Genomic DNA, 15916 nt, shown 5'->3' with positions numbered 1-15916 from the left:
TTGTTTTTTGTTTATAATTTGGTTATAAAATGTCCAGTTTTTTGGAGACTTACAAGATGGGGTAATGAAACATTCGGAGATGTAAGTGACAATAACACTTACGATCAGATGAATAATCATACGGAAGACTTTGTTAATCAAGAAACTGGAAAAATTGAGCAGAGGGATATTGATCAGAATAGTTTATTGGGATTACCATCAAAACCGGATGATTTTGTACAGGATTCAGAAGATATTATTGAAATAAAGAAAGAAAACGGTGCGTGGTATAAAATTACTTCCTACAAAAGAGGAACCGTTGCTGGTAAAATTACAAATATTGCAGAATCAAGAACAGTACATGCCAATAATATAACACTTCAGCGTCAATTGGAAAGTCTAGATGGTCTTAATCGTCAGCAATTGCGTACAAATCCTTTGGCGAGACAGTTGCTAAATGATTTAAACAGTGAAAGATATCCTGAATGGCAAAATGCCACAAGACATTATAACAGCGGAAGAATGAATCCCAGCATGATAGATGATGGACAAACAGTTGCTGCAACCAATTCTAAGAACAATTTGAAAAGCCTGGCGTCAAACTCGGTTCAGGGGGCACTTTTTATACTTCCTTTCATAGGAACTATTTTTTCTGAAGAAGCAAGAGTAGATTTAGCACAAGGAATGGCCGCAGATTTGGCAGCTGAGCCGGGTGGCAGTAAAATTATTGCCAATATTCCCGTTGATTAATCTAAAATCTTGTCAAATAGTAATAAAAAATTCATCAAATCAATATAAAAACTAATCACTAATCTTAGATCATCAGTAAATGTGAGATTTGAAATTTTTTTAAGCTGAAATTATTTAGATTCTAAATTTACAGTATAGCTTTTAGGGCTGTATTTTGTAAGTGAACCAGTCGCAGCGTCAATACCAATTCCGATTGCGCCTCCCAAAAGAATATTCAGTAATGTTACAGGATTGAACTTTTTGGTAAGTTTTACTTCTTTCGTTTCAAAACCTTCTTTTTCAAACATTACTATTTGTTTACCCAAACCTCTCGGAATATCTGCAGTACAGGGTGTTGTGCATTTTTCTTTTCCTTTGTGAATTACTTTTGCACCTTCAGGAGCTGAACTAAATGCAATAGAGTCTTTAGTTCCTGTAAAAATACTCGCACAAGATGTTGTAGAAAGTATAATGCTCAATCCTAAGACAAGCGACAAATTTCTTTTCATTGTTGATTTGATTATATATTTAGTTTTTTTATTTCAATGCTGCGAAAATATATTTTTTAAACTAAATAAAAACAATGATTTGAAAATTATTTTCTTATAGAAGATATTAAATATTTTAATTACAGTAGTTTTTGGTCGTTCCAATCAATTGTAATCTTGCCTAAAAAATCACATAATGAATCTCATTGTTTTGATGACAAATCTAAAAACAGAATTTCATCAACTTCCTTTTCATCTTTATCAACATAATAAGTTTCTTTTATTTTGTTATACCAAACTGATTTTTCAAATTTTGAAGGATAGATTGATGTTTCAATAGCGTTCGAATAATAAATTTTTTTATCGATTAATATTTTAAACCTGATTTTAGTTTTAAAATTACCTTCATATTTTTTGAAATCACGCCAACAATTTCTCCAGACTTTACATTAATGTCTTTAAGATAAGACATTCCGCAATCAGAATTAACCCAAAATTCAATGGGTTTCCATTTATTATCTAAAGTTAAAGCTTCCTGAATAAGTTTTAATTGATGATCTTGTGGAATAATTTTTATTTCAGATTGTCTGTTATTTTTTATGTAGATTGAAAATAAAGAATCATTTTTAATTTCTGTAACTACCAAAATGGAGTCTTTTCTATTTTTGGTAAAAAGATTTTCTATTCTTGAATCTGATTTAAAATCATCATCAATTTGGTTTTCATTTAAGAAAAGTTCTGTCTTTAGGTTTTGAGCTGGAAAATTGGTATTCGTTACGATGAATAGTAATAATAAAATAGGTAAGCAATTTTTAGCTTTCATCAATATGGTTTTTTATGTACAATTTTTCTATTTTCAAGATCAGGATTTATACCCACATAACAGGTTTAAATATAAAAAAAAGTCTCCTTGATAAATAAATCTTGGAGACTTTAAAGTATTTTATCCAAATGCCCTCTTCAGCAAACTCTCCACTTTCGGTTCGCTTCCTCGGAAGGTTTTGTACAATTCCATCGGATCTTTCGTTCCTCCTGAAGAAAGTAAAACTTTAAACTTTGCAGCGGTTTCAGGATTAAAAATTCCCGTTTCTTTGAAATACTGGAAAGCATCGGCGTCCAAAACTTCCGCCCATTTGTAAGAATAATATCCCGCAGAATATCCACCCTGAAAAATATGTGAAAAACTCGGACTCATTGCTGTTTCCGGATTTGCAGGATATAGCTGGGTAGCTTTTGTGTAATGGTCCTCAAATTCTTTCACGCTCATATTCTCCAACTCTGCAACTTTTGAATGGTAATTCATATCCAACAACCCAAAACCAATCTGTCTCAACGTCTGATAACCTTCCATAAAGTTTTTAGACTGAGCAATTTTTTCGATCTTTTCGTCAGGTAAAACTTCTCCTGTTTTATAATGTTTGGCAAAAGTTTTCAAAAATTCCGGTTCGTAACAGAAATTTTCCAAAAACTGAGATGGTAACTCTACAAAATCCCACTTCACAGAAGTTCCGGATAGATTTGGATATTGCGTATTCGCCAACATTCCGTGAAGGGCATGACCAAACTCGTGAAACAAAGTCGTCACTTCCTGAAACGTCAGTAAACTCGGTGCATCTTTCGTCGGTTTACTGAAATTACAGACAATAGAAATATGGGGACGTGAATTTTCCCCATCTTTCTGATACTGACTTTTGTAACTCGTCATCCATGCTCCGGCTCTCTTGCCTTTTCTCGGGAAATAATCAACATATAATAAAGACTTGAAAGTTTTTTCAGGATTATCACTTCCATCTTCCATCTTCTCGCTTCCTGCCTCAAAAACTTCATATACCTTCACATCTTCATGATATTTCGGGATGTCGCTTCTTTCCGCAAAAGTCAATCCGAAAAGTTTTTTTGATAATCCGAAAACTGCTTCCTGAACCTGTTCTAAAGGAAAATAAGGTTTTAATTCCTCATCATTCAAATCATATTTTGCCTTACGGAGTTTTTCAGCATAAAATGCATGGTCATAACCTTGCATTTCTTCAATTCCGTCGGCTTTTGCTAAAGATTTCAGTTCTTCAATCTCTTTTTCAGCGTATGGTTTTGCTTTGGTTAAAAGCTCGTTTAAAAAGTTGATTACTTTGGCTGGAGATTTGGCCATTCTTTCTTCCAGAACGTAATCTGCATAATTTTTAAAACCTAATAATTCTGCTTTTTCCTGTTTTAAATTGAGAAGTTCTTTAATTAAATTCTGATTGTCGAATTCACCACCGTCAAAAGATTTTTTACCGTTTGCCAAAGCAATTTCTTTTCTCAGTTCACGGTTTTCAGCATACGTCATGAACGGGATATAGCTTGGATATTGCAAAGTTACAACCCAGCCTTCCAGATTTCTTTCCTTCGCTTCTTCTGCATATTGTTCCAGAATGGCATCCGGAATTCCTGCTAAATCTTCTTTATTGGTAATGTGTTTAAAATAATTATTGGTTGAAGCCAACACATTTTGTCCGAATTGAAGAGATTTTAAAGATAAATCCATGCTTATTTTCTTCAGTTTTTCTTTGTCTTCTTCATTTAAAAGGGCACCGCTTCTCACAAAACCTTTATACGTTTCATTCAAAAGCATTTGTTGCTCTTCGTTTAGATCATAGTTTTCTTTGTCGTCGTAAACTTTTTTAATTTTATTAAACAAAGCTTCGTTTTGAGAGATTTTTGAAGAATATTCGGTTAAAATCGGAGAAACTTCCTGAGCGATTTGCTGTAATTCATCACTGGTTTCCGCAGAATTTAAATTGAAAAATATATTGGATGCTCTGTCGAGCTGCTCGCCTGAAAAAGCGAGTGCCTCAATTACATTTTCAAAAGTAGGTTCGTCAGAATTGTTGATAATAGCGTCAATTTCTGCTTCCGAATTGGTAATCAATTCTTTGAAAGCCGGAAGAAAATCTTCATTTTCTATCTCATTAAAAGGTGCAGAATGATATAGAGTGTTGAATTTTTCTGTTAAAATATTCATTGATTTATTTTTAAGGTAAATTTAATTAATTGAATCGTATTTCAAACTCAAATAAGATGCCTTCGCGTCAGTTTATGACAAAAATGCCTCATTTTGAAATTATCTTGTCATAGGAAAAGAGAAGATGTGGAAAAAATATATAATTTTGAGATTATAATTAATATGTAAAACTATGAAGACATTTTTTAAAATTATCGGAGGATTGTTACTTTTACTGGTGGTGTATTCAGTAATCGCAATGTTGGCTTTTGGTGAAAATTATCATTATGAGAAATCAGTAGTTATCAATGCTCCGAGAGAAAAAGTTTGGCAGCAAATCAGTACAATGAAAGCTTTTAACGAGTGGAATCCGTGGATGAAATTAGATAAAAATATGAAGCTTGTTTATAGCGGAAATTCTGGCGAAGTGGGAGATAAATACTGTTGGGACAGTAAAAATGATGATGCTGGAGCAGGATGTCAGGAAATCAAAGAAATTGTGCCTAATGAAAAACAAAAGACGGAAATGATTTTCAAAAGACCTTTTGAAGGACAGGCAGTTTCGGATATGATTTTAACGTCTGAAGGAAATTCTACAAAAGTAACCTGGAGTATGGATACCAAACAGGAAACCTGGATGAAAATGATGCGACCGGTGATGGATTACCAAATGGGAAAATCTTACGATGAAGGATTTGCCAATCTGAAAGCTTTGGTTGAAAAATAAGATAATCGGGATGTATATAAAGACTGTTTTCAATTTCTGGAAGCAGTTTTTTTATTTAATATTTGAATCTTTAATGCAAAATTCGAAATCTGTTTTTAAATTAAAATAGTATCTTTATGTAAAAGATTAAAGATGTATGCAGAAGGCGACTTACAATAAAAATGATTTGCGGGTTTTTGTACGGGATATGATTTCTGGAAAGGTAAAAACTTTGGAGTTTTATTTGAATTTCACTTTGGAAGCCAGTCGTGAAGTCAAGAAAACCTCGAAATATGACTCGATTCGTGAAGAAATGCAGGATGAAATTTATCATCTGGATAAACAGATGGCGAATCTGAAAAATATGCAGCAGCAAATGAAAAAAGTCCTTAATTCTGAATCTGAAAAAGCCAAATTAGGTTCGTTAGTCATTACCAACAAAGCCCGTTTTTATATTTCCGTTTCTTTGGGCGAATTTTTCTTTGAAGGCGACCGTTTCTACGCTATTTCCCCCGAAAGTCCGATGGCGAAAAAAATTATTGGGATGAAAGCCGGGGAAGAATTTACGCTGAATAAGATTTATCAGAAGATTGAAGAGATTATTTAAAGAAACAGTTTAAAAGAGCCAAGGAAAAAGTAAAAAGTACCAAGGGAATGCCACGAATGCACGAATTTTTAAGATTGTGGGTTTTTAATATTCGTGCATTCGTGGTATTTAAATAATTTCATCAAAATTATTACTAATCTTTTTTGGAAACAATGTAACTTTTATTTTTGATACGCATCTCGCATCTCGCATCTCGCATCTCGCAACTCTAAAAACTTCCATCACCCCGCTTCCATCTTCCATCTTTTCCGTATTTTTGTTGCCATGAACAAAGCAGAAGTTTTAAAAGAAATCATAGAGCAACGCAGAAGCATATTTCCGAAAGATTATAATGAAACAGAAATTTCTCAGGAGATTTTGGATGAAATTTTGAATTCGGCGACATTTGCTCCCAATCATAAACGGACTAAACCCTGGCGTTTTAAAATTTTTAAAGGCAATGAAAAAGCTAAATTAGCTTTGGAAATGCAGGAAATTTATAAATCAACGCAGGCTCCACAGGTTTTTTTAGAGAAAAAATATAATGACATTGGTTTTAAAATCAATAAAGCAGATGTGGTGGTTTCTATCGTTGTCAATTTCAGTGGAATGGTTCCGGAATGGGAAGAGATTGCCGCAGTTTCTATGGCAGTTCAGAATATGTATCTTTCGTGTACTGCAAATGGAGTAGGCTGTTACTGGAGCTCTCCGAAACTGGTTGACCATCTGAAAAATTCTTTGACAATTGAGGAAAACCAAAAATGTTTAGGGCTTTTTTATATGGGAAATGTTGATTAATTTAATGTAACAGTTTTTCAATTTACCAATGAGATTGTTTAAAATTAATGAAAGTTTGAAATTACTTTTGAAAGGAAACTCCGTAGGAGTTTTATCTGTGTAGAAATAATATTCAAAATCAAACTGCGTTCCGTAGGAACGCTATTTGGAATGTCGGATAAGGAGGTTTTTTATAGCAATCCTACGGATTGCAATGAATTAAATTCCGATTTCTCTACACAGATTCTGCTTCTAAAGAAGCATTTAATGACTTTTTGAGATTTTAAACAACTTTAATGCATAGAATCACTAATTGTTTGACTATAAACAAAAATTGTAACGAAGCGGTAAAATAGCCCTGATTGCAGCGGCATCCTTTTTTTGGAGTATGGCTTGAAAAAAGTGTTGGCAAAAAGATACAGCGGAAAGCAGGTTCCCGGCTCTTGAAAAATAATGAATGCAAACAAATATCAAACTTCCGGCTTTATCTTCCAATAAAAATTTTCAGAATTGAAAAAAAATTCTATCTTTGCACACTTAAATATTTAATCGGGACGAGTTCCCATAAAATTCAAACATTATGTCAGTAAAAATCAGATTACAAAGACACGGATCTAAAGGGAGACCTTTTTTCCACATCGTGGTTGCAGATGCAAGAGCTAGAAGAGATGGTAGATTCATCGAAAAGCTAGGTACTTACAACCCAATTACAAACCCTGCTACAATTGATTTGAACGTTGACGCTGCTGTAAAGTGGTTAAACAACGGTGCTCAACCAACTGATACGGCTAGAGCTATTCTTTCTTATAAAGGTGCTCTTTACAAAAAACACTTACAAGGTGGTGTTGCTAAAGGTGCTTTTGACGAAGCTGAAGCTGAAAAGAGATTTGCTGCGTGGTTAGAGTCTAAAGATTCTAAAGTAAAAGGTAAAGTAGAAGGTTTGGCTACTGCTAAATCTGATGCTAAGAAAGCTGCTTTTGATGCTGAAACTAAAGTAAACGAAGCTAGAGTTGCTGCTGCAGCTCAGGTAATTGCTGATGCTAAAGCTGCTGAAGAAGCTGCAAACGCACCTGCAGAAGAAGTTACTGAAGCTACAGAAGAGCCAACTGCTGAAGCAGAAGGTACTGAAGAAACTCAGGCTTAATCTTACAACAAGATACAAAATAAAGGCACGATTTTTTCGTGTCTTTTTTAATTTAAACCTTCAAGGTTTTCAAAACCTTGAAGGTTTCTTATATATTTGCATTATGAAAAAAGAAGATTGCTATTTTTTAGGGAAAATTACCCGCAGACACGGTCTTGCCGGAAATGTGATTCTTAAATTAGATACAGACCAGCCCGAACTTTATAAAAACCTGGATTCTATTTTTGTAGAAATCAACGGTTTGTTGGTTCCTTTTTTCATTGAAAAATCTTCTTGGAGCAAACTGGATGCTCTCAACCTTGCCTTCAAAAACTCTTCTGAGGCTTTAGTAGATCAGTCTTTAGGTAAAAATGTGTATTTACCGCTGGCTTCTTTACCAAAACTGACAGGAAAGCAATTTTATTACCACGAAATTATCGGATATGAAATTTTTGATGAGCAGGATAATAACTGTGGCGTTATCAGATCTGTAAATGATCAGACGGCTCAGAATTATTTTGTAACTAACCTTGATGGAAAAGAAGTGGTGATTCCACTAATTAAAGACTGGATTCTTGAGGTTGACCGCGATGAGAAATTTATCAAAATGCAGCTTCCGGAAGGTTTGATTGATGTGTTTTTGGTGCCTTCGAAGAAGGATGAGTGATCATAGTTTTTCTTCCCATTTGTAAAAACCGAAAACAATGATTCTTTTTTCGGAAGGAAGTATTTCGTAAACAATAAGATATCCTTTCACAACTAAATCAAGGATATTTTCGTCGTCAAAGAATATCGATCTTCTGTTAATTTTTGGATTTTTATGAAGTCCTTTAATTTTTGTGAAGATAGATTTGTTGAATTTTCTCGCTGCAGAAGGTTTATCTAAAGAAATATATTGTATTTGCCTCTTTAGCTTATTGCTGAAAAGCTCAGTTATCTCAATTTTCATTCTCGGAAATTGAATTTTCTACATTATTTTCTGCCTCTTCGATAGTAAATAATTTTGTTTTTCCGGACTTATAATCAGCGTAATCTTCGTTGACCTGTATTTTCAATTTGTTTAATTGATCAGCATTTTTTATTTCTGATATTCCATCTATATAACCTAAAACACGCTCTAAAATATTTTTAGGAGCATCTTTTAATTTTTTTGTAATTTCCTGATATATAGATTCCTCTAATGTTGTCATTTTTTTGAAATTTTATCAAATTTAAAAATTATATTTGAAATCGATTTATTTTAATTTCTTAATTGAATTTTCAATTCTAAAATAAATTTAATGTATGTCCGTAATTAGTAGTAATTTAATATTTAGCTCCATTTTTGTCATTCTGAAAGAATCTCAACGCACTGAAGTAAAATGATTTAGATTCCTATGGAATGACAAATGATTGCTGATTTTAGAATTATGATTAAAACTTTATATTCATATTTTATTACTAATTAACCGCAGGAAGCAAATACTCCTCAATCATTTTATCAGCTTGTGAATGAGAATATGGTTTGTTGTATGCTCTTGCTGTAATGACTATTACTAAAGGTATTTCGGTGAAAATGACAATTTTGTTTCCGCCATTTCCGTTACATTGATAAGATTCAAAGCTTTTATCGACGACTTTGTATACTTTTCTCCAGAATAAATATCCGTAACCTTCGAAATCTTTTTCATCACTAAAATAATTAGTAAAAGTTTTTTTCACCCAGTTGTTATCAAGGATATCTTTACCATTCCAGACTCCTTTATTTTTATATAGCTGTCCGAATTTTGCAAAATCCAAAGCAGTCATTCTCAAACCTCCTGCTAAAGATGGTTTTTTCTGAGGCGTAAATTGCCATTTGTAATTTGTAATTCCTAGAGGTTGAAACAATTTTTTATCAGCATAATTTTCCAATCCTTTAGGAACATATTTATCAAGAATATCCCCAGTTAAAACGACTCCTGCTGTAAAATAATTCCAGTTTTTACCAATTTTATTTTCGTTCATCGGCAAATCCAGAACGAATTTTATCCAATTTTCTGTAGGATACATATTTTCTTCATTTCCCGGAGATTCCTGATCCTGATCATTTCCTTCAAAAGCAGAACTCATCGTCAATAAATTTTTGATGGTCACGCTGTCTTTTTTAGAAGAATAATTGCTGAAAGATTTTAAATTGTAAAAGTTTTTAAGATCCTGATTTTCATTCTTAATATATCCGTCTTTTATGGCAATTCCCATCAATGCTGATGAAAATGACTTTCCGACAGAGCGTGTATCATTCAAACTGTCTCTGTTATATCCGTTGAAATATTCTTCGACCAAAAGTTTTCCATTTTTTATGACTACAATTCCTGAAATTTCACGAAACCTGTTTTCTGCAACTTTTTTATTTAAAGCACGAATTTTTTCCTCATTAAATTTTTCGGTTGAGACTTTCCAACCGCTGTTTGGTTGAATTTTTTGAATCGCAATTTGCTCTTCAGAAATATTTTTTTGTGGAATAATATGTTGAATTTCTCCTTTTGCAATAATATTTCCTGTCTTTAGCGTTGAAGTTTTCAGATAAGGTTTAATTTGAATCTTCAATGTGTGATTTCCACTTTCCAAAGCATCAATTCCTCCGTTTGAATAGTAAAAGCGCATCCATACATATTTTCCCCAGGAATCTTCGTTGGTTTTACTTAGAAAAGGAATTCTGAAATTCGTTTTTATTTTTTTGCTTTCGGCTGTTCCCGCTCCTGAATTTATGTTTTCTGTGTAAATCAGTTTTCCGTCAACCAAAAAATTGAACTGATAATTTCCTTTTTTCAATAGTTCTTCAGTGGTTAAAGCTGGATCAATTTGATGTAAGTAATTAACTAAAGAGTTGTCCAGGAAAATTCTAAGATCAAAATCCATATTTTCCTGAAATGTGATAGCTTTTAATAAATCAGATTCCTTCAGATTTTCCAATGGAATGACTTTATCTAAAAATACAATTTCCTTTAAATGATTTTTTTGAATAGAATTTTCAATCTTCTCAGGCTCAACAATATTTTTATTTTGACTCAAAGAAAATCCGAAAACTAAGATCAGAACAAGTAAAAAGGTAGATTTCATTATAAATTTTATGAAACAAAAGTAAGGGATAGGTTTCGAATTAAATAGAACGGAATTAACATCCTGCTATTTTAAAATCTGTTTATATTTTAGTGGGGTTATTCCTACATTTTTTTTGAAACAGCGTATGAAATGACTTTGATCTGAAAATCCGCATTCTAAAGCGACTTCCGACAAAGATTCATAATGGTTGAGCATTGTCAATGATTTTTCAACTTTTAATTTTCTGATATATTCTCCCAAATTACAATGGAAATATTTTTGAAAATCTCTGCTTAGATGAATCGGATGGATATTTAAATTTTGTGAAAGTTCGTTCAGACTCAGTTTTTCTGTGAAACTTTCATGAAGAATTTCGTCAATCTGTTTTACCCAAACTGGTTTCTTCTCAATATTTTTTTCCTGATGAGACATTTGCTCAAATAGATTCAGCAAAAGCTGATGAACAGAAAGCTCAAAAGAACTATCATTCAGTTTTGTTTCTTTGAAAATTTGATAAATCAATAGTTTTAAGGCCGGATTTTTAATATTGAAACTTCCTTCCACTTTATTTTTTGAAATTTGAAATTTTTCAAGCCAATTTTCCGTGATTTCAAGGTGAAAACCTCTCGTAAAAACGTCCGGTTTTATATTGTAATGTGCATCTTCCCAATGATGATACAGTAAAGTTCCTGCTTTGCAATCGTAAATTTCGGTTTTATTTCCTTCTTTCATATTTCCTTGTAAAAGAAATGTGAAATACGGATTTTCGTGAAAATGCCAATCAACAAAAGAATGCGTATATTCTGTATCAGTAATTGTTAAACCATCAAAATTTAGGGTTTCATTGGTTTTTCCGAAAAACTCACCGTTACGAAGGGTATTCATTTGATAATTTCTTTTTTAAATTTTCAATCTGCTCATACATTTTATTGAAAAATATTTTCCGTTCCCTGTTACCGGAAGTATTGAGTGATTTTGAATTTTTAATTTCATGTTCGAAATAAATCAAAGTGTCATTACAGGTGTTTTCATCATTTGTCATCATATATCCGAACATATTAAATGGAATAAAAAATGACGATTGATATTCATTTTTAAACAGAATATTATTGCTTAATATCACCAAATCATTCACATAAAAATTAAAATCAGGATTGTGAAGTATTTTATGTTCAATATTTTGTAAAACGCTTTTTACTTCCTCTAAAATCAAAACAATGTCTTTGTATTTCAAAAGTCCCATTTCTGAATAAAAAGAAATCTGCATCAGAATACTCATAATTGTCGTATCATTCCAGATTTCTGTTACATTTTGGCTTTCGTACAAATCTTTCAGCATTTCGTTTTTTGGCGAATGATAAGGCAAATCAAAATCTTCAAATGGGCCTAAAAATTTATCTTCATTCAGCAAATTCATCCAGACATAAAATTTGAAGCGTGATAGAATAGTATTCGAAATCGTATAAAAAAACGGAATATCTTTCGCAGAATAATATACTTTTGACTGATTGATACTCTGAAAAACATTCAAGATCTTCAGAGAGCTTTCAAAAAAATACAATAAATCTTCCTGAGTTTTTACAGGTTGAGTTCTTTTAACGACCAGTTGGTTTTCCGTTCCCAAAAACTGGTCAATCGAAATCTGATAATATTTTGCCAGTTCCAAAGCTTCTTCAAAACTGAATTTTGCTTTCAGAGAAGTTCTTCTGTGCGCTGCATCATAACTGATATTGAGAATATTGGCAATCTCATCATTCAAAGATTTATCCCCGATTTTCTTTCTGATTTGTTTGAGTAAGATTTCCTGATGCATTATTTTTGCGATTTTCACAAATGTAGTTATTTATTTTAATTTTTTTTCGCATTCGGGTGAGATTGTTCTGTTGGTAGTTTTGAATTATAATTTAAAATCAAATAATATGAAAACGAAATCATTTTTAATAATTGCTGTTTTATTAAACAGTTTTATGTTTGGGCAGGATAGTTTGAATGTTAAGTCTGATAAGCCGAAAGTTTTCGGATTTTCACCTTCCAAAAAGACCAAGAATGTCAATGGAATTCTTCTGAAATACTATGATGAAATTGATGCCGAAATTTCTCCGAAAAAAGTTAATGGTTTGGGTTTAGGGATGAATGGACTTGGCATATTCTTCCCGTTTCTCATGCTTGTAAACGTTGGAAGTATTAACAATTGGGGTTTCTCTGACATTGGAATGGATAAGCTTCCTGAAAAAATGAATAATATTAATGGAGTTCAGATTTCAATTATTAATATGGAACCAACAGTTACGAATGGTTTGGAATTTAATGTTTCGAGTAATATTGGTGCTCCTTCAGTAATCAATGGTGTCTCTGTTTCACCTCTATATAATATCCATCATACTTCAAATGGTTTGGTAATTTCACCTTTAGCGAACATCAGTCAAAAATGTAGGGGATTGCAAATTGCGCTGTATAATACGTGCAATGATTCCAAAGGTTTTCAAATAGGATTCTGGAATGTCAATCAAAAAAGAAAATTACCATTCGTGAATTGGAATTTTAAATCTAAAACTAAAAAATCATGAATACAATACCTTATATATTAATAGGAATAAGATTTTTTCTTGCACCAATAATCATTTTACTGTCTTATTTAAATGGTGCAGAATCTAGATTTATCATTCTTACTTTAATGTACATCGGTTTATTTACAGATATATTCGACGGAATTATCGCAAGAAAAGTCGGAGTTTCCTCTGAAAAATTAAGAAGACTCGACAGTCAGGTTGATTTGGTATTTTGGTTGTCATTGGGCTTTTCAGCATATTTTCTAAATCCAAATTTGATAAACGAGGAATGGATGAGTATTTTATTAATTTTTATTATGGAAGCGCTCTGCTACATCGTAAGTTGGATAAAATTTAGGAAAGAAACCTGTACTCATGCCTGGCTTTCAAAATTGTGGGGATTGAGTTTGCTTTTGGCTTTTACATTTTTAATAGGTTTTCAAAAAACGGGTTGGGCTTTTGATTTAACAATAACTTTAGGTTTTATTTCTCATTTAGATGTTATTCTGATTATTTTAATTCTTCCAAAGTGGCAGTACGATGTTCCGAGTTTCTACCACGCCTGGAAAATCAGAAGTGGAAAAGAGAGAAAAAAGTCGGTGTTTTTTAACTGATCTTAGCTTAAAAACTTATTTTCAGATTAAATTATCGGATAATTCTTTAAAAGGAAGGCGTAAAGTTTCATTTGCGCTGTTTTTTTGTAACTTTGCAAACATTAATTTTTAGACAAAATTTATCAATCAAGAAATGAAAAAGCAAACGATTAAAGAAGTCTTGCAAGACTACAAAAAAGTATTACATCATGATATTACCGTTTACGGTTGGGTGAGAGCCTTCCGTTCAAACCGCTTTATTGCATTAAATGATGGTTCTACGATTAATAATTTGCAGATTGTTGTTGATTTCGAAAATTTTGACGAAGAAATTATCTCTAAAATCAGCACAGCTTCTTCTTTAAAAGTAGTAGGAGAGGTAGTAGAAAGCCAGGGAGCCGGACAAACGGTGGAAATTATCGCTAAAAAAATCATTATTTTAGGGGATAACTTTACTGAAGAAAGAGACAAAACAATTTTGCAGCCTAAAAAACACTCTTTGGAGGTTTTAAGAGATCAGGCGCATTTAAGGTTCAGAACCAATTTGTTTGGGGCAGTATTCAGAGTTCGTCATGCAGTGAGTTTTGCAATTCATTCTTTCTTCAATAAAAACCAGTTCTTTTATATCAACACACCAATTGTAACCGGAGCTGATGCAGAAGGTGCAGGTGAAATGTTTGGGGTAACCAACTTTGACTTAAATAATATTCCAAGAGATGAGCAGGGAGATATCGATTTTGCTCAGGATTTCTTTGGGAAAAAGACAAACTTAACCGTTTCCGGACAGCTTGAAGGTGAAACTGCAGCAATGGGATTGGGAAGAATTTATACTTTCGGACCGACTTTCCGTGCTGAAAATTCAAATACAACTCGTCACTTAGCTGAATTCTGGATGATTGAGCCGGAAGTTGCTTTCAATAACCTGGAAGACAATATCGATTTGGCAGAGGATTTCCTGAAATATGTGATTCAATATGTTTTAGACAACTGTAAAGATGATTTGGATTTCTTAGACAAACGTTTTGCAGAAGAGCAAAAATCTAAACCGGAAAAAGACAGAGCGAAAGAAGGTTTGATCGAAAAGCTTGAAAACGTAATAGCTAAGCGTTTCAAAAGAGTTTCTTACACCGAAGCCATTGAGATTTTATTAAACTCAAAAGAGAATAAAAAAGGAAAATTTGCCTTTCCAATTGAAGAGTGGGGTGCAGATCTTCAGTCTGAGCACGAAAGATTCTTGGTTGAAAAGCATTTTGAATGTCCTGTAGTTTTATTTGATTATCCAAAAGAGATCAAAGCATTCTACATGAAGCTGAACGATGATAATAAAACGGTTGCCGCAATGGATGTACTTTTCCCAGGAATCGGTGAAATTATAGGTGGTTCTGAAAGAGAAGCAAGATTGGATGTTCTGAAAACTAAAATGTCAGAAATGCACGTTGACGAGCATGAATTGTGGTGGTATCTTGATACGAGAAGATTCGGATCAGTTCCGCATGCAGGTTTCGGGCTTGGTTTAGAAAGACTGGTGCTCTTCGTAACCGGAATGACAAATATTCGTGACGTGATTCCTTTCCCGAGAACTCCGAAAAATGCCGAATTTTAATTATCAACTATATACAATATAATAATGTCTCTGAATTTTCAGGGACATTTTTAATTACAATCCATTTTTGTAGACCAAATTTTTCCAATACTCATTTTTTAAGGAGCTATTTCCCGCTCTCCGCACTCGCTATTTTCTTTGAAAAAGAAAATGAGCTCAAACAAAGCTACGATCGGGGCTAAGATTTTAGTCATAAATAGAAATTTTGGTGCAGTTAATAAAATTTCACATAAATACAAGGAGGAGCAATAACTTGTAGAATGAACAAAGAGATTAAATAAAGACCTCTGTAGGAGTGAAATCTTTAGTTAATATATAAGGTATCAAAATAATTTGCTGGCTTAATTTTTGTAATCTCTTTACATTGAGTTTATCTATACACAATAACTTGTAATAAACTATTGGATGTGTAAAATTCTATATTCTGTGTCATAATCTTTCAATTAAAACCATTATAATCACATCATTCTCTTTTAGCATGGCAATATGAACACTGTGGATAACTTGAGTACTTCGTTCAATGTCTGTTAAACCAGTGTTTTACTTTAATACTTTTCCACAAGCAAAATAATTGATTATTAATTATTTGTTTCGTGTATTTATCTGCTATATCTTTGCCGCACTGAAAAACGAGAGAGCTTCAGTAGCGCAGAGGAGCTTTTAGATAAGCGGGGAACATTAAGAAATACTTTTATTAGGGGATGTGTGATCGAAAGGTGATGCATTATTTAATAGGATAT

At 32.7% G+C, this 15916-nt stretch carries 18 protein-coding genes; 9 read left to right on the top strand and 9 right to left on the bottom strand.

What is annotated here, in order from left to right; genetic code table 11:
• Window positions 1–108: 108 nt before the first annotated feature.
• Complete coding sequence (locus ACOOWA_RS12400) at window positions 109–729, top strand: hypothetical protein (RefSeq protein ID WP_421375613.1); 621 nt, start codon at window positions 109–111, stop codon at window positions 727–729.
• Between the two features lie 110 nt (window positions 730–839).
• On the opposite strand, the gene ACOOWA_RS12395 is transcribed toward ACOOWA_RS12400, so the two are convergent.
• The 3 genes from ACOOWA_RS12395 to ACOOWA_RS12385 form a co-directional block, all read right to left on the bottom strand.
• Complete coding sequence (locus tag ACOOWA_RS12395; protein ID WP_421375612.1) at window positions 840–1217, bottom strand: PEGA domain-containing protein; 378 nt, start codon at window positions 1215–1217, stop codon at window positions 840–842.
• 346 nt (window positions 1218–1563) lie between these two features.
• Window positions 1564–2019, bottom strand: a complete 456-nt coding sequence (locus ACOOWA_RS12390; protein ID WP_421375611.1) for a hypothetical protein — start codon at window positions 2017–2019, stop codon at window positions 1564–1566.
• Between the two features lie 120 nt (window positions 2020–2139).
• Window positions 2140–4197, bottom strand: a complete 2058-nt coding sequence (locus ACOOWA_RS12385) for a M3 family metallopeptidase (RefSeq protein WP_421375609.1) — start codon at window positions 4195–4197, stop codon at window positions 2140–2142.
• 172 nt (window positions 4198–4369) lie between these two features.
• Between ACOOWA_RS12385 and ACOOWA_RS12380 the strand changes: the two genes are divergently transcribed.
• Both ACOOWA_RS12380 and ACOOWA_RS12375 read left to right on the top strand, forming a co-directional pair.
• Entirely contained in the window at window positions 4370–4903 is a 534-nt protein-coding gene (locus tag ACOOWA_RS12380) for an SRPBCC family protein (RefSeq protein ID WP_421375608.1), read from the top strand.
• Window positions 4904–5039: 136 nt separating this feature from the next.
• Window positions 5040–5489 (top strand): hypothetical protein, encoded by a 450-nt coding sequence (locus tag ACOOWA_RS12375; protein ID WP_421375607.1) that lies wholly within the window; start codon window positions 5040–5042, stop codon window positions 5487–5489.
• Window positions 5490–5597: 108 nt separating this feature from the next.
• Here the strand turns inward: ACOOWA_RS12375 and ACOOWA_RS12370 are convergent, their stop codons facing one another.
• Window positions 5598–5732, bottom strand: a complete 135-nt coding sequence (locus tag ACOOWA_RS12370) for a hypothetical protein (protein WP_421375606.1) — start codon at window positions 5730–5732, stop codon at window positions 5598–5600.
• Window positions 5733–5753: 21 nt separating this feature from the next.
• On the opposite strand from ACOOWA_RS12370, the gene ACOOWA_RS12365 reads away from it, so the two are divergent.
• From ACOOWA_RS12365 to rimM, 3 genes are all read left to right on the top strand, one after another.
• Window positions 5754–6266, top strand: coding sequence for a nitroreductase family protein (locus tag ACOOWA_RS12365; RefSeq protein ID WP_421375604.1), 513 nt, complete (start codon window positions 5754–5756; stop codon window positions 6264–6266).
• A 559-nt stretch (window positions 6267–6825) separates the two neighbouring features.
• Window positions 6826–7389 carry a 30S ribosomal protein S16 gene (locus ACOOWA_RS12360; protein WP_421375603.1) on the top strand — a complete coding sequence of 188 codons (564 nt, stop codon included), beginning with the start codon at window positions 6826–6828 and terminating at the stop codon, window positions 7387–7389.
• A gap of 103 nt (window positions 7390–7492) precedes the next feature.
• Window positions 7493–8035: a ribosome maturation factor RimM gene (gene rimM, locus ACOOWA_RS12355; RefSeq protein ID WP_421375602.1), complete on the top strand. Its 543-nt coding sequence runs from the start codon at window positions 7493–7495 to the stop codon at window positions 8033–8035.
• On the opposite strand, the gene ACOOWA_RS12350 is transcribed toward rimM, so the two are convergent.
• The 5 genes from ACOOWA_RS12350 to ACOOWA_RS12330 all read right to left on the bottom strand — a co-directional run bounded on the left by ACOOWA_RS12350 (window position 8036) and on the right by ACOOWA_RS12330 (window position 12262).
• On the bottom strand, window positions 8036–8317 hold the full coding sequence (locus tag ACOOWA_RS12350) for a type II toxin-antitoxin system RelE/ParE family toxin (protein ID WP_421375601.1): 282 nt from the start codon (window positions 8315–8317) through the stop codon (window positions 8036–8038).
• Window positions 8307–8558, bottom strand: a complete 252-nt coding sequence (locus ACOOWA_RS12345; protein ID WP_421375599.1) for a hypothetical protein — start codon at window positions 8556–8558, stop codon at window positions 8307–8309. Before ACOOWA_RS12345 ends, ACOOWA_RS12350 begins: the two co-directional genes overlap by 11 nt.
• Before the next feature lie 250 nt (window positions 8559–8808).
• Window positions 8809–10449 (bottom strand): serine hydrolase domain-containing protein, encoded by a 1641-nt coding sequence (locus ACOOWA_RS12340; RefSeq protein WP_421375598.1) that lies wholly within the window; start codon window positions 10447–10449, stop codon window positions 8809–8811.
• 66 nt (window positions 10450–10515) lie between these two features.
• Entirely contained in the window at window positions 10516–11316 is an 801-nt protein-coding gene (locus ACOOWA_RS12335) for a helix-turn-helix domain-containing protein (protein WP_421375596.1), read from the bottom strand.
• Complete coding sequence (locus ACOOWA_RS12330; protein ID WP_421375595.1) at window positions 11300–12262, bottom strand: helix-turn-helix domain-containing protein; 963 nt, start codon at window positions 12260–12262, stop codon at window positions 11300–11302. Before ACOOWA_RS12330 ends, ACOOWA_RS12335 begins: the two co-directional genes overlap by 17 nt.
• 88 nt (window positions 12263–12350) lie before the next feature.
• On the opposite strand from ACOOWA_RS12330, the gene ACOOWA_RS12325 reads away from it, so the two are divergent.
• The 3 genes from ACOOWA_RS12325 to asnS all read left to right on the top strand — a co-directional run bounded on the left by ACOOWA_RS12325 (window position 12351) and on the right by asnS (window position 15176).
• Window positions 12351–12998 (top strand): LA_2272 family surface repeat-containing protein, encoded by a 648-nt coding sequence (locus ACOOWA_RS12325; protein WP_421375594.1) that lies wholly within the window; start codon window positions 12351–12353, stop codon window positions 12996–12998.
• Window positions 12995–13594, top strand: coding sequence for a CDP-alcohol phosphatidyltransferase family protein (locus ACOOWA_RS12320; protein ID WP_421375593.1), 600 nt, complete (start codon window positions 12995–12997; stop codon window positions 13592–13594). Before ACOOWA_RS12325 ends, ACOOWA_RS12320 begins: the two co-directional genes overlap by 4 nt.
• A gap of 133 nt (window positions 13595–13727) precedes the next feature.
• Window positions 13728–15176, top strand: coding sequence for an asparagine--tRNA ligase (gene asnS / locus ACOOWA_RS12315; protein ID WP_421375592.1), 1449 nt, complete (start codon window positions 13728–13730; stop codon window positions 15174–15176).
• Window positions 15177–15916 lie beyond the last annotated feature (740 nt).

The organism is Chryseobacterium sp. GP-SGM7 (assembly GCF_049166575.1).
GTDB lineage: Bacteria > Bacteroidota > Bacteroidia > Flavobacteriales > Weeksellaceae > Chryseobacterium.
The sequence above is the reverse complement of the archived record's forward strand: the minus strand, read 5'-3'. Positions and strand labels throughout refer to the sequence as shown.

Coding starts and splice junctions, on each gene's coding strand:
- ACOOWA_RS12400 (WP_421375613.1), top strand. CDS start 109: ATGAATAATCATACGGAAGACTTTGTTAATCAAGAAACTGGAAAAATT.
- ACOOWA_RS12395 (WP_421375612.1), bottom strand. CDS start 1,217: ATGAAAAGAAATTTGTCGCTTGTCTTAGGATTGAGCATTATACTTTCT.
- ACOOWA_RS12390 (WP_421375611.1), bottom strand. CDS start 2,019: ATGAAAGCTAAAAATTGCTTACCTATTTTATTATTACTATTCATCGTA.
- ACOOWA_RS12385 (WP_421375609.1), bottom strand. CDS start 4,197: ATGAATATTTTAACAGAAAAATTCAACACTCTATATCATTCTGCACCT.
- ACOOWA_RS12380 (WP_421375608.1), top strand. CDS start 4,370: ATGAAGACATTTTTTAAAATTATCGGAGGATTGTTACTTTTACTGGTG.
- ACOOWA_RS12375 (WP_421375607.1), top strand. CDS start 5,040: ATGCAGAAGGCGACTTACAATAAAAATGATTTGCGGGTTTTTGTACGG.
- ACOOWA_RS12370 (WP_421375606.1), bottom strand. CDS start 5,732: ATGGAAGATGGAAGCGGGGTGATGGAAGTTTTTAGAGTTGCGAGATGC.
- ACOOWA_RS12365 (WP_421375604.1), top strand. CDS start 5,754: ATGAACAAAGCAGAAGTTTTAAAAGAAATCATAGAGCAACGCAGAAGC.
- ACOOWA_RS12360 (WP_421375603.1), top strand. CDS start 6,826: ATGTCAGTAAAAATCAGATTACAAAGACACGGATCTAAAGGGAGACCT.
- rimM (WP_421375602.1), top strand. CDS start 7,493: ATGAAAAAAGAAGATTGCTATTTTTTAGGGAAAATTACCCGCAGACAC.
- ACOOWA_RS12350 (WP_421375601.1), bottom strand. CDS start 8,317: ATGAAAATTGAGATAACTGAGCTTTTCAGCAATAAGCTAAAGAGGCAA.
- ACOOWA_RS12345 (WP_421375599.1), bottom strand. CDS start 8,558: ATGACAACATTAGAGGAATCTATATATCAGGAAATTACAAAAAAATTA.
- ACOOWA_RS12340 (WP_421375598.1), bottom strand. CDS start 10,449: ATGAAATCTACCTTTTTACTTGTTCTGATCTTAGTTTTCGGATTTTCT.
- ACOOWA_RS12335 (WP_421375596.1), bottom strand. CDS start 11,316: ATGAATACCCTTCGTAACGGTGAGTTTTTCGGAAAAACCAATGAAACC.
- ACOOWA_RS12325 (WP_421375594.1), top strand. CDS start 12,351: ATGAAAACGAAATCATTTTTAATAATTGCTGTTTTATTAAACAGTTTT.
- ACOOWA_RS12320 (WP_421375593.1), top strand. CDS start 12,995: ATGAATACAATACCTTATATATTAATAGGAATAAGATTTTTTCTTGCA.
- asnS (WP_421375592.1), top strand. CDS start 13,728: ATGAAAAAGCAAACGATTAAAGAAGTCTTGCAAGACTACAAAAAAGTA.